Here is a 15,220-nt window from a genome sequence, read left to right as displayed (position 1 = left end):
GTCTCAGTGAATCTCGATTCCCGTCTCTGCGCGGAACGCGTTCATCGCGGCCCACTCCTGCGTCACTTCAGGCCGTGTGGCGGTCAGCTCATTCCACGTCACGCTTTCGCGCCCAGAGGGCACGCTGACCATTTCGATGCAGCCGTCCACCGGGCAGACGTTCGCGCACAGCGCGCAGCCCACGCAGTCCGATTCACGCACCACGGGCTGGGGCCGGGTGTCGGCGACCTGGCGTCCGTTGACCCGCGGATCGAAGCCGGGCTGAACCCGCACACCATCGGCGGCGTACAGATCGATGCACTGGTGGGCGGTGTCGTTGCAGGCCACGTAGCAGAGGTTGCAATTGATGCACTTGTCGGGGTTGATGCGCGCCACTGCCTGGTACGCGAGGTCAAGGTCCGCGAACGTGCTGACCTGCGGCAGGCTGCGGCCCGCGAAGTCGTAGATCGTGGCAAAGCCCTTGTCGTCCATCCAGTTGGACAGGCCGTCGATCAGGTCTTCTACGATGCGGTAACCGTGGTGCATCGCAGCGGTGCAAACCTGCACGGCGCTGGCCCCGAGCAACATGAATTCGGCAGCGTCGCGCCAGGTTTCGATGCCGCCCATCCCACACACGGGTACGCCGCTGCGCAGCACTTCCGGGTCGGTCAGCAGTTCGGTGAGCATATTCAGCGCGATGGGTTTCACGGCTGGTCCCGCATATCCGCCGTGTGTGCCTCGCCCCCCGATATTGGGCGTGATCTGCAGGGTGTCGAGGTCCACCTTCATGATGCTGTTGATGGTGTTGATGAGGCTCAGGGCGTGGGCGCCCCCCGCAATGGCTGCATGGGCGGGCTCTGTGATGCGCGTGACGTTCGGGGTGAGTTTGACGATCACCGGGAGCCGGGTGACGCTGGTGACCCAGTGGGTGTTGAGCTGGCACATCTCGGGCACCTGCCCCACCGCGGCGCCCATGCCGCGTTCGCTCATGCCCTGCGGACAACCGTAGTTCAGCTCAATGCCGTCCGCGCCGGTGTCTTCGATCATCATCACCATGTCCCGCCACGCCTGTGGGTCGGCCTCCACCATTGCGGAGACGATCAGGGCGCGGTCGGGCCACAACCGCTTGATCTCCGCGATTTCGCGGAGGTTCACGTCCAGCGGTCGGTCGGAAATCAGCTCGACGTTGTTGATCGCCATCATCCGGCGTCCGCCCAGCGTCAGGCCGCCGTAGCGGTTGCTGATGTTGAGGACGGGCGCGCCGATGGTCTTCCAGACCGCGCCGCCCCAGCCGTGCTCAAAGGCGCGGTGAATCTGCGCGCCGCTGTTTGTGGGCGGGGCGGAAGCCAGCCAGAAAGGATTGGGCGCGCGGATACCTGCGAAATTGATGCTCAGATCAGCCATGCAGGGCCTCCGGTTCGGGGGTGACGCTCAGGGACGCGGCGCTCGGAGACCGCTCAGCGCGCCGCGCGGCGATATCGCGGTGGATGGCCGCCGCCGCGATCTTGCCGTCCTGCACAGCCATGACGGTGCTTGCGCTGCCACGCACGCGCACCCAGTCGCCGCCCGCATACACCCGGGGCAGGTTGGTGCGCAGATCGTCGTCCACCCGGACGTATCCGCCTTCCAGCTCGAGGTCGAGCGTGCGGGCCAGCGTAGGTTTCTCCTGGCCGATTGCGCTGATCACCTGATCGCACGGCAGGACGAACTCACTGCCGGGCACCGCGACCGGCCGTGGACGGCCCGAGACGTCGGGCTCGCCAAGAGCGACCTCCAAGCATTCCAGGCCCAGAACAACGCCGGCCTCGTTCGTGAGGACCCGTACCGGCTGGGCGTAGAAGCGGAACTGGACGCCCTCGTGCAGCGCGAATTCGTACTCGTGGCGGTAAGCGGTCATCTCCCGCTCGCCCCGGCGGTAGACCATCGTGACCTGCGCTCCAGCGCGGCGGGCGATGGTGGCGGCGTCAATGGCGGTGTTCCCCGCACCAATGACGGTAACGGTGCGTCCCACACCGATATTGGCCGGGTCCATCTTGCTCGCCTCGATAAAGGTGAGGCCGTCGGTGATCGCCTCCTCGCCCGGAATGCCCACAGCCGGAACAGCGCCCAGGCCGAGGGCGAGGAAGACCGCGTCGTAGATGTCCAGCAGCGTTTGCAGATCGGCTTTCCCCGTCAGTTCCCGGTTCGTCTGAATGTCGACGCCCAGGTCGCGCAGGGCCTGGACTTCGCGCAGGGCCACTTCCACCGGTTCGCGCAGCACAACGATGCCGTAGGTCGAGAGGCCTCCAGCCAGTTCACGTTTTTCCAGCAGCGTGACTTCGTAACCGAGCTTGGCGAGTTCGGCGGCGGCGCTGATCCCCGCTGGACCGCCGCCGACCACAGCCACCCGCGCTCCCTGCTCCGGACCTGGCTGAAAGACCTGTATACCGCGTTCCTGCACGTGGTCCACGGCGTAGCGTTGCAGCCGTCCGATGGCGATGGCCTTGTGGTCGGGGCCAAGAACGCAGGCCCCTTCGCACAGCTCCTGCACTGGACAGACGCGCCCGCAGGTGCCTCCTAGAAAATTGGCTTCCAGAATCGTGCGCGCGCTGCCGCGTAAGTTGCCGGTGGCGATCTTCCGGATAAAGGTGGGTATATCGATGTGCGTGGGGCACGCCTGCAAGCACGGCGCGTCGTAGCAGTACAGGCAGCGGTTGGCCTCAACGCTGGCCTCGTGGGCGCTGAGGGGGGGGAGCAGTTCCTGGAAGGCGGTATGGGGGCCGTCGGTCACGCTGCAGTCTCCTTCCTGTGCGCTGCTTGCCGTCTTCCCTGGACCGATAAAACGCCAGAGGAGGAGCAGCGCCCCCGGTCCGGTCCCTCACAGGAGACGATTAACCGAATTGAAACTAGATTAAGGTACGTTTTACATTTAAACAAGGGGCAGAATGTAAAAAGTGATGTCAGTTCTGCTGTCTGTCCTACTTTTTACGAACAGATTGCAGCATCTCCTCGCAACCCTGAGGCGTTGACGGGATGGGAGGTGCCTCCCGCTTGATCTCTCGACAGAGGGTGCTGAAGCTGCTGTGGCTAAACTTTGCCCTCATCATACGCCCAGAGGAGCGGTTCTGGCAGTTCCCCCAAGCAGGTTTGGGGCAAGGTACTGGGGGAGGGTGACGCGGCGAGCAGTCAGAACCGCCCTGGGTACCGGTTCCCTCTCGCTGCGCCAGCTGGCCCAGTCCCCGCTTCAGGCGCAGCGCTCGGGACGCCGAAGAACTGCGGCTCTCGTGGGGGAGCGCCGCGCCCCACCGTCGGGAACGGACGCCCATGAGGACGCCACTCCTCCGAGAGAGCGTACGAACCTGATGCAACGCATTCAGCGTCCTCTTTGCACAGGACTGCGCCAGCGGAGACCCTGCCGGGTTTCCCAGTGGCACCTCGACGTTACGGCACGTGGTTAGCGGCGGAGTGAGCCATCGGCTGTGACGGGCCGTCGACGAACACGGCGCCGTGCTAAACGTCCTGCTTCTGCAACATCGGGACACCAAGGCTGCCAAGTCGTTCTTTCGGCACCTGTTGGGGAGGTAGGGCACGCCAGAGTGATCCACACCGACAAGCTCTGAAGTTGCGGCGCAGCTCTACGGCAACTTGCCCTGCTCCACACAGCGCGGCACGTCCTGAAGTCGCACCTGTGCGCACCTGCAGTTCACGCGCGCGCGTTCAACGTGCTGTGCAAACTGCACCCGTTGCCCTGGGCGTCCCCGCACTTGTCTCACCCGGCGTTGCTGCATCGCCTGTGCTGCCGGTCATCTTCATCGCGGCGAGTGATGCCGCGTCATCCAGCCAACGTGAAGACCGGGCTGTTCTGTCCGCTGACCGTGAATCTGAGGTGGCACACGTTGTAACAAAGGACCCGGGTGTCACTCCTGTTTTGTCGGGAATACCGATCCTGACTTGCCGTCTGCTGCACCGGAAGTGCAAGCGCTCTCCATGGTGAGTGCCCCACCAACAGAAACCCCAGACCTCGAAGTTACACTCCCGCTGCACAACCACGGTGAGTTGCGGACCCTGTACACGGCGGCAGCGGGAACGCGCCCCACCACCGAGGCGATGACTCAAGCCATGCAGGTACCTTGTGCGGCCAGAGTTGGGTGACCTGGGCCTGGCGGGGAGCTGCGCCAGGGAGACGCGACAGGAGAAGGTCTTGCTGACCGATCGCCTGGTGGCGTTGATGGAGAGGGTCCCGGTACAACCGGAAGATCTTCAGGAGTGGCTCTTCACGCAACTGGAGGCGTTTGACCGTGGGATGCAGCATATCGTTCAAGGCCACCGCTGGGTCCCAGCATTTCAGCACCACACGGGAAAGGGCGCTCCGGGCGTGGCCGCCCTTCCCCATCAGGTGCTTGCGCTGCAACGGCTGGACGACCGCCGTCGTGGTGGAGTGAATGAGTTGCGAGAGAGCTGTCCGCCTAGAGTGAAGTGTGACCAGTCCAGGGTGGGAGATGCCAGAGCGCGGTGGGGACAGCCGCTTCGAGCAACTGTTCTCCGTCATGCCGATCGCGAGTGCGATCGCCCGTGCTGAAGACGGATCTATGCTGAATGCCAACGACGCCTGGCTCACGCTCCTCGGGTACTCCAGAGAAGACGTCATGGGGAAGCCCACCCGGAGCCTGAACCTCTGGGTAAACCTGACAGACCAGGCGCATGTGGGACAACTCATGGAACGCCACGGCCGCGTACATGACCTGGAAGTGCCGATTCGTTCTCGCAGCGGTGAAACCGTCTACGTGCTGTTGTCCATCGAAGCCATGTCGTTCGGTGGTGAAGCCTGCTTCCTGTTCATGATGGTAAACATCACGGCGCGCAAACAGGCGGAGCAGGAACGCAAGGAAACGCGAGCGTTGTTCGAGGCGCTCTTCAAGGAGTCGCCCGACGCCATCTTGTTGATTGACCCCCACGCGACAGACGTGAACTGGAAGATTGTGGAGTGTAACGAAGCCGCATGCCGCATGAACGGCTTTGCTTCCGGTGAACTTATCGGGCAGTCCGTGCGGGTGTTGGACACGGTGGACACCGCGGTACCGACAGATACCGAACTTCAGGAGCAGCAGCGTTTCCTGGAGCAAGTCCGCCAGAGTGGTCACGTCCACTTCGAGAATGTGCATCGTCGGAAGGACGGGAGCGTGTACCCGGTGGAAATCAGCACAACGGTGGTTCACATTGGTGGCCGAGAATTGGTCCTCGGGATTGACCGGGACATCACTGGGCGCAAGCGAACGGAGGAAGCCGTCGCGCGGAGTGAGGTGCGCTTCCGCTCGCTGGTGCAGAACAGTAACGACATCATCAGCGTCCTGAACCGTGGCGGGTACTTCCTGTATGCCAGTCCAGCCATGACTTCCATTCTTGGGTACGAGGTGGAAGACCTAAAGGGGCGTACCTGTCTGGAAGTGATGCATCCTGATGAACACGCGGCGATCCTTCAGACGTTCATGGAAGTGCTGCTCGGTGGCCCGGGTACGACGCGACAACTCACGAGTCGTTTCCAGCACGCTGTCACCAAAGAGTGGCGCTGGGTGGAATGGCTCGCGTCGAACTACGTGGATGACCCGAACGTGCGAGGTGTCGTGTTCAATTCTCGGGACGTGACAGACCGCATCCGCGCGGATGCTGAACTGGACGAGAGCAGACGCACGCTCGAAGTGCTGTTTGATCACTCGCCGGACGGCATTATGCTGGTTGACTTCGCGGGTGACATGCCAGTCCTGCGCTGCAATGAAGTCGCGGCGAGAATGAATGGGTACCTCCCGCATGAGCTGATTGGTCAGAGCGTATACGTACTTTTGTCGGATGGGGAGACGCTGCTCGCTGACCCAGCCGCAAATGATGCGTTTCGGGAGCGAGCGCGTTCGGCGGGCATCCTGCGGTTCGAGACGCAACATAGACGCAAGGATGGAACGCTTTATCCACTGGAGGTCCACACCACTCTCCTGAACATCGGCGGGCAGGAGATGCTATTGAGCCTGGAGCGGGACATCAGTGATCGCCGCAGAGCAGAGGAGGCGCTCAGGACCAGCCAGGAGCGCTTGATGATGAGCGAGAAGCTTGCAGGACTGGGGCGTCTCACTGCTGGTCTCGCCCACGAGATCAACACGCCTCTGGCAGCCACCATGAACTACTTGCGGGAAGCTGAACACCTGGCGCAGGAGTACCTGGATTCGATCGGCCACTCGGACGTGACCGAGGATGATCACCGAGAGATCGGACGGGAGCTGAAGTCATCCATCATGGAGGCGAGCAAAACGGTGTCGCGGATTGGCGAGTTCATTCGGTCCATTCGCGGACATACCCGGGATACGGTGACAGGGGTGCAAACCTTCGACGCGGTTAAGCTGGTTTCGGAGACGCTATTGATGATTGCCCATCAGGCGAGGACTGCAAAAATTGACTTGCTGCTGGAGCAGACAAAGGACGCGGTGTTGTTGCAAGGTGAACCGTCACGCTTTACGCAGGTCGTGACAAACCTGGTGGTCAATGGTATCCACGCGTGTGAGGAAAGCGGGAAAGCGAAGGGGAGCGTCTCCGTCCGCTTCGCTGTCGAAGATGGGAAGCGCGTCATGCGTGTGGAGGACACGGGCACCGGCATTCCCCCAGCGGTCCTCCCGCGAATCTTCGATCCAATGTTTACGACGAAGGACGTCGGGAAAGGCACGGGTCTGGGCTTGCCGATTATTCGCGACATCGTGACGGGGCACTTCCATGGAGAAATTGAGGTTGAGACACATGTGGGTGAGGGCACGGCGTTCACGGTGATCTTTCCACCGATGGCGAGTGACGTCTTGATCGCGTAGGCTTCCCCGGGCCAGAGGGTCTGAGTATGCCAGCAAGAAGGGCGGCCGTGCACAGGCCGAATTATCGGTGAGGTCATAGTCCCGTTCTGCACGTCCTGATTGTTCGGGAGCATGCCGTTCTCGACCCACCATCACGCGCTGCACCATTCCAATACACGCGTGTGGCACCTTGCCCTCGCCACTGGTTTGGAGGAACATGCCGATGAAATCTCACCGCTGCGGTCTTCCTGCTGAATCCGGATCATGTCGCGCAGCAAGGGCGTCTTCCCAGTACCGGTGGACCAATGCGTTCAACCGTCGCCGCAGTGAGCGGCAATGGTTCGGCAACGCCGAATGGGGCGCGTCCCAAGCGGAACCCGCCGATGCCCGCCAGACTGTCCATATTTTGGAAGCGATTTACGCGGTGAAGTGTGGGGTCGGTCCCGCGCCGTCTGTCCTCGTGTAACCAGTTACTGGAGTCAATCACGAGGAGGTCCCCATTCGCCGTGACGCGCAGGCACGTGACGCTGACGCTCGCGTATGCCCCTTCCCCGCCTTGGCTGAGTGCAACGTCAACTTCCTCTACTTCGCGCACCCGCGGCCCGGTCATGAGGTCGTCCAGGATGAGCACCCTGCCGGTGTGTCGTGGTCGGTGGAGTGGAAGGGTGAGGGTCTGAAGAAAATGAGAGCTGTGTGAGGCGCTGAGAAGGCCAGGAAGGGGCTTTGAAATGTTTTTGAGTGGTACAGGAGGGGAGTAGAAAAAGACATGAAGTGAGGGGGCATCTTCACTTCACTGGAAAGAGAGTTGGATCCTTCGAAAAGGATGGTCATTCAGGTGGGTTATTTGGGGGGAAGCGGCGCTTCTTTTTACTCCGGAATAGATCTCCGGCCTTCTCTTACCTAAGACTGATTAGGTAAGAGAAGGCGTCCAAAAATTTAGCAGGCAACAAAAGGGCCTCCCGTCCCCAGATTCACCCCTCGAGCTTCTTCTTACCCCCATCTTGGGTCGCCTGACGTACACCAAAGATGAGGCCAAGAAGCTCGGAGGGAACCTGTGGGTACTCGTGGTAGTCAACGCCCAGCCGCTCGGCATGAGCGCCAGGAGGTTTCAAGGACGCCGAGTTCAGCCAGGTCCCTGTATGCCGGGCCTTCCCCGCTGCCTCTTGGACAGGGAATCGCGCCTCGCCTGGGTGCCAAGCAGTGCGGGCGTCCAGAATGCGATCATCATGCAGTTCACCACGCCTTCCATCAGTTCCCAGGCGTCCTGATGGTGGAGGATCGGCGGCCAGATGAACATGCCGAAGCCAACGACGGTGAACAGGTACGTCACTCTCGACAGCTACGGCTGAAACAGTGACACTTCGCGCATCCAATCTCCTTTGTAGGGCTGACGTAGATTTATTTAAATCCGGGGACCATTTCCTCTTTATCACTGCTTCTAAAGACGAGTTGCATAGGAGGCAGGCCCAGTAATTTGACCAAGATTTCAACAGTCCCGGCACGTTGACGCACTCGACGCTTTGGAGACAGTCGGGTGCGTCGGGTCAAGTACATAGCAGGCCTGGGTTGCGAACCCTTGGTGTAGCAAGGGTCACTCCGATGGGGAGCAACTGACTCGGGAGTCGGAGGACCGACGCACTTTCAGCCGGACGGCAGGTATGAACTTACCGGGTTGCCGACGATGCTCAAGCGCATCGTTCGTCTTCGCCAAGCGGTGACCTCAATGCCTGGTACCGACGTATTTTCACTTTGAAATCATTATGACAAAGTGTGCCAGCGCCTCTATTGCCACCCCCCGTTGGCGTGGGCCGGTTCGCATCTTGAGCATCGGCCGATCAGCAGTGGGTGACATCCTCTGGGTCCTTTGCTCCGGGCCACTCCAGTTCAGAACTGCCTCAACAAGTTTTCCCTGCCAGCGCCAGTGATTGTGTTGCAGTGTCACAGCGTGCTGGGAGCGGCGCCACACTTCCGGGAATGACGAGGTGCAGGGCAGTCTGATGCTGAGCGAGCCGCTGTGTGGCGTTGACGGAGCACCATGTGGAGGTGCTGTGGAATGCAGGGACAGCAGTACCTGGTGGTGCGGTGGACCGGAGACAGGGGGCGGCGAGTGGGGGCTGGTCTGAGGGACTATGAACGCTGTCTCTTGCATGAAAAACACGTGTGCAGGACACTGGGGCTGAGGAAAGGACGTGGGATGCGCGAGACGGCCATGCAAGGGCAGACGTGGTGACGGCACTGAACCTGCGCCGGGCGCAGGTCCGGTCTCCTCAAGATCAGGGGCGCCGGATTCCCGCACACTTTACGGCCCAGCAACGGGCCTTTGTTCAGGCGGTCCGGGATACGCCCCAGCACCTCGTCTTGCGTGCTACGGCGGGAAGTGGGAAAACGACGACCTTGACGGAAGCCGCCTGGCATCTGGATGTCGGGCGCCCTGTCATTTACTTCGCGTATAACAAGCACTCCGTCACGGAGGTCGGGCCGCGCCTGCCGCCCCGCGTTTGGGCGAGCACGCTTCATGCGTACGGTCGTCGCCTCCTGTGTAAAGAACGGGATGCACAGCTGGAGGTAGACCCGGAGAAGAGTCTGCGCCTGGCACACACGTTGTACCAGGACGAGCGTGTGGATCGCCGTGTGATTCGCGCAGCGGGACGGGTATGGGATGCCGCTCGGGAGTACGGCTTGGACGGGGACGCGCACGAAGATGATTTGGTGGGATTGGCTCTCGCGGCGGAATGGCCGGAGGATCAAGGCCTCCCTGCGCTGCGCCGAGTCATGCATGGGATGCGGCAGTTGAGTCTGCAGGCGTGGCAGGAAGGGGGGCTCCCGGACTTCACGGATTTCCTGTGGTTGCCTCTGGAGCTGGGGTATGCGGCAGGAAGTCTGGGTGTGGCGCTGGTGGATGAGGCGCAGGATTTGACGCCACTGCGGCAATGGTTCGTGACGCATCTGCTGGGCTTGCAGGAGGAAGTGCAGCAGGCTGGACGGCTCATTGCGGTCGGGGATCCCGAGCAGTCAATCTACGGATACGCGGGTGCTGATCCCGCAGGGTTATGGCGTCTGGCACAGCGAATCGGCGCTCGGGAGTTGCCGTTGAGCGTGTCGTTCCGTTGTCCGGGAACACACATTGCTTTGGCGCGGAACGCGAGTTCGTTTATTGAACCTGCTCCACAAGTCAAGCCCGGAGTGGTCGACCATATCGAGGCGGACAAGGCTGTATACAGGCGGGGGGACGTCATCTTGTCCCGCCTGAATGCACCGCTGGTGCGTGCTGCACTCATCCTGATGACCCGGAACGTGAGTGTGCACATCCGGGGACGGGACTTGGCGGTGCGTCTGGAGACGGCGGCGCAGGAAGCGTTTCCAGAGACGTTTGGTCAAGAACTCGTGCGGGACCTGGTGAACGCCGTGTACGAGCGGCGGGCCAAGCCACTCGTCACGAAAGCGAGGGAAGGTGACCTCGCAGCGAAGAAGGCGTTGGGGGAACTCAAGGACTTATGCGCGTGCTTGCGTCTCCTGGCCTTGCGGGCGGTCTCGATGGGGGGAGGGAAGACGGACGCCAACGGGGTGTCGGGGGTCCTGCGGGGGTTGTATCACGAGGATGCGGACGTGCTGCTCAGCACAGTGCACCGGGCGAAGGGATTGGAGTGGGACCGGGTGACGGTGTTGTACCCGGAGTTGATGCCTTCCCCGCATGGAGACCCAGAAGAAGAACGATGCGTGTTGTTCGTTGCATTGACGCGCAGCAAGGATACGTTGCGTCTGGCCTACGGGAAGGAGAGCTGGGCGAACGGGTGGCGACTCAAGCCGGCAGATCTTCCGCAAGCGGTTCCGCACGAAGAGGAGGTGGTGTGGCACGCCGAACCGCTGCTTCCCCTGACCCCGTCGTCTGACGTCGTGCAGAAAGGTGGGCGGGCGGAGGTGGTGTCTCGGCAAGCGTCGGCAGAACATGTTCCGCAACCCCCGCGACGGCAGACGTCCGGTGTGCGGCCGGAGGACCTGGCGGCGCACGCGCAGCGTGTCCGGGAAGCAACGCGGACGGTGAAGTTGGAGGATGGACGTCCCCTGGCATTGTTCAATGGTTCCGACGTAATGCAGGTATCCCTGTTGTGGGAGCGTCTGGAAGCGCTGGTGGAAGAACCGCGGCCGGCATTACAGGAGTGGGCGCAAGGGTCCTTGACGTTGCTGCGTTCAGTGACGGGGAAGCGCGTCCACCTGGACCTGGGGGTGCTGACCCTGGTGGAGCGCGCGGCGAATCAGGTGCGTTTGGCTGTGCCGTTGTTGCAGGCATTGGACGCGAAACAGGTGCCGGTGGTGGTGTTCGCGGAGAGTTTTGCGCGGTTACGGGTGGGGCAAGTGACGCGGCGCGGGGACCGGGTATGGAGCGTGACGGTGGAGGGTCAGGCGTTGCGGTTTGATCCCCGCACGGGAGAGTTGCTGGGAGAAGGGTTCACGCCCCGAGCTGTACATCTTCGGTGGAAAGCGTCGTAGCAGGGGCCAGGACGGCTTGACGGTGGGCCTGGGGAGGGCCTCACGGCGCAGGATGCTCCGCAGTTCCGTCTCTGAGAGGCGTGCGCGGTAGGGGCGGTCGTCGGTGAGGGCACCATGTCGCACGCGGCGGTGAGGGAGGCAGTTTGAGTCCGTTTGGCACGCGGTGCGGTGGGCGCGGCCGGGGTCATGTCGGGCAACGAGGATGGGAGGCAGGGTGAGGGGTTCTGGGGAAGGGCTGGGCATGCTTCCTGGGGGAGTCGGATGGGGCGTTGCGCATCCTTGCGTGCCGGGGGAGGCCGGAGATCACGCTGGAGAATCTTGAGGAAGGCGTGATTGACTTCAGGACCCTCGGGGAAGAGACCCGGCGCAGACTGCAGAACAGTCGCCAGAAGGGGCAGAGCCTCGGCAACTCCCGCAAGCAGGGGCAAGAAGCCCACAAAGCCAAGCGCACCACCCAGAAGTAACCCCACCTTCTGGAGCATTTGTCATAGTAATGGCATGAAGTTAGGGGGCGGGCGAGGGTACAGTCTGGGTCCGCGGGAACGGATGGTGGCGGCGGTAGAAGGCGGACAGACGGCCCAGCCACGCCCTCACCGTCACTGGCCTGACGGGTATGGTCGCTCTCCTGGCCGGAGGTCACTCCAGCCTGTCCGTGCTGGCAGACGGGACCGTGCGAGCCTGGAGCCAGAACTCCTCCGGGCAGCCGGGCAACGGCAGCAAGAACAGCAGCACGCCCGTCTCCATCTCCGGCGTGGCCCAACCCCTGACCATTTTGACCGGCACGAGGAGCAGCAAATGCAAAGGTGTCGCGCCTCATCCCTGTTTGTGGGGATAGCGGTACTCCTGTCCAATGAGCTGTGGAGGTGGTCTGCGGTGCGTGTTCTGCTATTTACGTACTCTATGTGTGCTTGTATAGGGGCATGATGGAGACGGGGAACGTGATGATTCAGGAGCAATTGCTGTCTCCAGGAGCAGACGAGCTCGCGGCGTTCTTGCGCCGTCACACGCAGAAGCGGGATTGTTTGGTGCGCGTGGCGGGCTTAGCGGAAGTGACGTACCACGGACGGGCGACGAGCACGGTGGACAGGGGCTCGTGCCCGCTGCTCTTGAAGCGGGATGGGAGTGTGCGGGTCCATTCGCCGAAGGGGGTGGAGTCCATGAACTGGCAGCAGCGGACGGACGATCTCTCGGCGTTCGTGGAGGACGGGCAGTGCGTGTTGATCGCGTCCAGGTGGAGCTGGAACGAGGTGGTGCGCATGGTCTTCCTGGAAGCTGCACTGGCGCTTGCGTTCGCGTTGACCGAGGAAGCGGGCTTTGTGCTGGCTGGGTCTGAGCCCGGTCTTCAAGGGGCGCTCACGAGGAATCCTAACCCGATTGGGCCTGGCTTACACACGCTGAAGCGCGAGTCGTTGGTGGACTCAGGCGGTATTGATTTGTACGCGCAGGGCCAGCAGCTCCGGTACGTCGGGGTGGAGGTGAGGCGGGGGCGAGCACTGCAGGATGAGGTCTCACCGCTGGGACAATCCGTGGCTTCCGTGCAACGAACCGTCGGGAACGCGGTGGTGCGGGAGATCTTGGCTGCTCCCTCCATCACTGCTCCTGCACCTCTTCAGCTGGGAACCCGGAACTTTGAGTCCTGCGGGGTACGGACCCTCGCCCTGCCCGAACCTAAAGCGCTGCAACCGTCCTTGTTCGGGGAAGGGTGGTGAGGCCGTGAGTACGCTCGTGATCGTGGAGAGTCCAGCAAAAGCGAAGAAGATCGCGGGGTATCTCGGGAGTGGGTATGTGGTGCGCGCGAGTCTTGGCCATGTGCGGGACTTGCCTTCCAGTAAGGGGGAGATTCCGGAGAAGTACCGCCAGGAGGCCTGGGCGAACCTGGGCGTGAACCCGGAGAACTTCCAGCCCATCTACGTGGTGCCGAGCAAGAAGAGCCAGACGGTGCGGGAACTCAAAGCGGCAGCGAAGCAGGCAGACCGAATCTTGTTCGCTTCTGATGCGGATCGGGAAGGGGAAGCCATCGCGTGGCATCTCTCCCGACTGCTGGGCGTGAAAGAGCCCGAGCGGATGACGTTTACGGAGATCACGAAGCCTGCCTTGCAAAAAGCCGCGGCTCAGACTCGCCCCTTGAATCTCCAACTGGTGGCGGCCCAAGAAGCCCGGCGAGTGATTGATCGATTGGTGGGGTACACGGTCTCTCCCCTGCTCTGGAACAGTGTGGGGAGTGGGTTGAGTGCGGGCCGGGTGCAGAGTGCGGCGTTGATGCTGCTCGCGGAGCGGGACTTGGCGCGGATGCGCTTTGTGCCGTCGTCGTACTGGCTGGTCCGGGCGGACGCGCAGACGAAGCCGAAGTTCATGGCGACGGTGATCGCGGTGCGGAGCCGGGAGCATCCGGAAGGCAAACCGCTGGCGAAAGCGAGCGACTTCACGTCAGATGGGAAGCTGAAAGGCGGCGTAAATGTGTTGCAGCTGACCGCTGAGCAGGCGAATGCTCTGGCCGCCCACTTGGATAACCGCCCGGCCACCGTCATGGATGTGGAGAAGAGCGAGGTCCGGGTGCGACCTGCACCCCCCTTCACGACGAGTACGTTGCAGCAGGCAGCAGGACGAATTGGGCTTGGGGCAAAAGCAGCGATGGATGCTGCGCAGCGGTTGTACGAGGGGGGGTACATCACGTACCACCGCACGGATAGTCCGGCGTTGAGTGATGAGGCGCTGGAGGCCGCTCGGCAGGAAGCCGTTCGGCTGTTCGGTCCGGACGCTGTACCGGCCAGGCCCCGGCAGTACGCGACGCGGAACGCCAACGCGCAAGAAGCGCACGAGGCCATCCGCCCGGCGGGAACGGCCTGGCGCACGCCGGAGTCCGTGGGCTTGGACGGGGTGGACGGGGCGTTGTACCGCATGGTGTACGAGCGGACGGTGGCGTCCCAGATGCACGACGCCCTGTACGAGAAGACGCAGGTGACGCTGGTGTGCGGTGCAGCCACGCTCACGGCTATGGGCCGAGTGCTGTTGGTGGCTGGGCATACGGCGTTGTTCGCGCAGGAGAAGGAGGAGGAGTCAGACCAACGTCTCCCTCCCCTGTCGGTAGGTCAGACCTTTCCCTTGAAGGCGCGCAAGCCGGAGGAGAAGAAGACGAGTGCGCCGACGCGGTACAGCGAGGCAACGCTCGTACAAGCGATGGAGAAAGCGGGGATCGGGCGGCCCAGCACGTACGCGCAGACACTCGCGACGTTGCAGAACCGGGGGTACACCGTGCTGATGGGCAAGCACCTGGCAGTGACGGCCACGGGGCTCCTCGTGACTGCGTATCTGGGGCGGCATCTGCCGGACGTGCTCGCACGGGAGTTCACCGCAACGATGGAAGCAGGCCTCGACGAGATCGCGCAGGGGGGAACGACGCGAATCGCGTACTTGACGCGCTTCTGGACGCAAGGCCTCGCACTTGGTATCCAAGGGGCGCGCCGGGAAGCGCCGGAACTGGCTTTGCCACACTTGCCTGGGGTGTTCTTGCACGCGGGGATTCAAGGGCCAGGATTGACTGTGGAGGGGCGACGCTTCAAGTTGCCGGAAGGGGTGATTCCGGCAGAGTTGACGCCAGATGACGTGCAGGCGGTGGTGTTGGGGGCGTGGGCTCCACCGAAGGCTCGGGCGACCTCCTCAGGCAGTCAGGCGCGGACGACGCGTTCCCGGACGGTGAAGGCGGAAGGCGAGACGCCCACATCTCGGAAGCGGCGTGCAAAAGCGGAAGGTGAGGGAAGCACGGCTGCCAAGCCGAGGAAGGCAGGGACACGGAAGCGTCGAACAGCGTAGGTGGGATGAGCGGTTTTGTTCGTTGAAGGCGTCTGTTTTCCCGGTTTGGCTGGGGTAGAACAGGAGTGGTTCCGTCCGCGGAGTGGGGTGCATGACAACCGGGGATGGAGGCGCAAAACGGAACGTGCGAAAAGCACCCG

Annotated in this window: 9 protein-coding genes and 1 pseudogene; 7 read left to right on the top strand and 3 right to left on the bottom strand. The window is 62.6% G+C overall.

The window, feature by feature from the left end; all coding sequences use genetic code 11:
• Window positions 1-3 precede the first annotated feature (3 nt).
• Together preA and B9A95_RS08795 are read right to left on the bottom strand one after the other, a co-directional pair.
• On the bottom strand, window positions 4-1,383 hold the full coding sequence (preA, locus tag B9A95_RS08800) for an NAD-dependent dihydropyrimidine dehydrogenase subunit PreA (RefSeq protein ID WP_084046598.1): 1,380 nt from the start codon (window positions 1,381-1,383) through the stop codon (window positions 4-6).
• Window positions 1,376-2,749, bottom strand: a complete 1,374-nt coding sequence (locus tag B9A95_RS08795) for an NAD(P)-dependent oxidoreductase (RefSeq protein ID WP_084046596.1) — start codon at window positions 2,747-2,749, stop codon at window positions 1,376-1,378. Before B9A95_RS08795 ends, preA begins: the two co-directional genes overlap by 8 nt.
• Before the next feature lie 704 nt (window positions 2,750-3,453).
• Here B9A95_RS08795 and B9A95_RS36965 point away from each other — a divergent pair.
• Together B9A95_RS36965 and B9A95_RS08790 are read left to right on the top strand one after the other, a co-directional pair.
• Window positions 3,454-3,543, top strand: a pseudogene (locus B9A95_RS36965) (IS6 family transposase); the annotation flags it as partial.
• Between the two features lie 893 nt (window positions 3,544-4,436).
• Window positions 4,437-6,803, top strand: a complete 2,367-nt coding sequence (locus B9A95_RS08790; protein WP_139806612.1) for a PAS domain-containing protein — start codon at window positions 4,437-4,439, stop codon at window positions 6,801-6,803.
• A gap of 1,102 nt (window positions 6,804-7,905) precedes the next feature.
• On the opposite strand, the gene B9A95_RS08785 is transcribed toward B9A95_RS08790, so the two are convergent.
• A complete protein-coding gene (locus tag B9A95_RS08785; protein ID WP_084046594.1) occupies window positions 7,906-8,112 on the bottom strand; it encodes a hypothetical protein in 207 nt (68 codons plus the stop codon).
• Between the two features lie 896 nt (window positions 8,113-9,008).
• On the opposite strand from B9A95_RS08785, the gene B9A95_RS08780 reads away from it, so the two are divergent.
• The 5 genes from B9A95_RS08780 (at window position 9,009) to topA (ending at window position 15,080) form a co-directional block, all read left to right on the top strand.
• On the top strand, window positions 9,009-11,270 hold the full coding sequence (locus tag B9A95_RS08780; protein WP_170928534.1) for a UvrD-helicase domain-containing protein: 2,262 nt from the start codon (window positions 9,009-9,011) through the stop codon (window positions 11,268-11,270).
• A gap of 329 nt (window positions 11,271-11,599) precedes the next feature.
• The gene (locus B9A95_RS36145) at window positions 11,600-11,734 is read left to right on the top strand and encodes a hypothetical protein (protein WP_281255831.1); all 135 of its coding nucleotides are present in this window, start codon (window positions 11,600-11,602) and stop codon (window positions 11,732-11,734) included.
• Between the two features lie 149 nt (window positions 11,735-11,883).
• Window positions 11,884-12,105: a hypothetical protein gene (locus B9A95_RS31895; protein ID WP_139806611.1), complete on the top strand. Its 222-nt coding sequence runs from the start codon at window positions 11,884-11,886 to the stop codon at window positions 12,103-12,105.
• Window positions 12,106-12,190: 85 nt separating this feature from the next.
• Window positions 12,191-12,979 carry an endonuclease NucS domain-containing protein gene (locus B9A95_RS08770; protein WP_139806610.1) on the top strand — a complete coding sequence of 263 codons (789 nt, stop codon included), beginning with the start codon at window positions 12,191-12,193 and terminating at the stop codon, window positions 12,977-12,979.
• A 4-nt stretch (window positions 12,980-12,983) separates the two neighbouring features.
• Window positions 12,984-15,080, top strand: coding sequence for a type I DNA topoisomerase (topA, locus tag B9A95_RS08765; RefSeq protein WP_084046588.1), 2,097 nt, complete (start codon window positions 12,984-12,986; stop codon window positions 15,078-15,080).
• The last annotated feature ends 140 nt before the right edge of the window (window positions 15,081-15,220 follow it).

This window comes from Deinococcus hopiensis KR-140 (genome assembly GCF_900176165.1).
GTDB lineage: Bacteria > Deinococcota > Deinococci > Deinococcales > Deinococcaceae > Deinococcus > Deinococcus hopiensis.
Note: the sequence above shows the minus strand (reverse complement) of the source record. Positions and strands in the feature narration are given on the sequence as shown.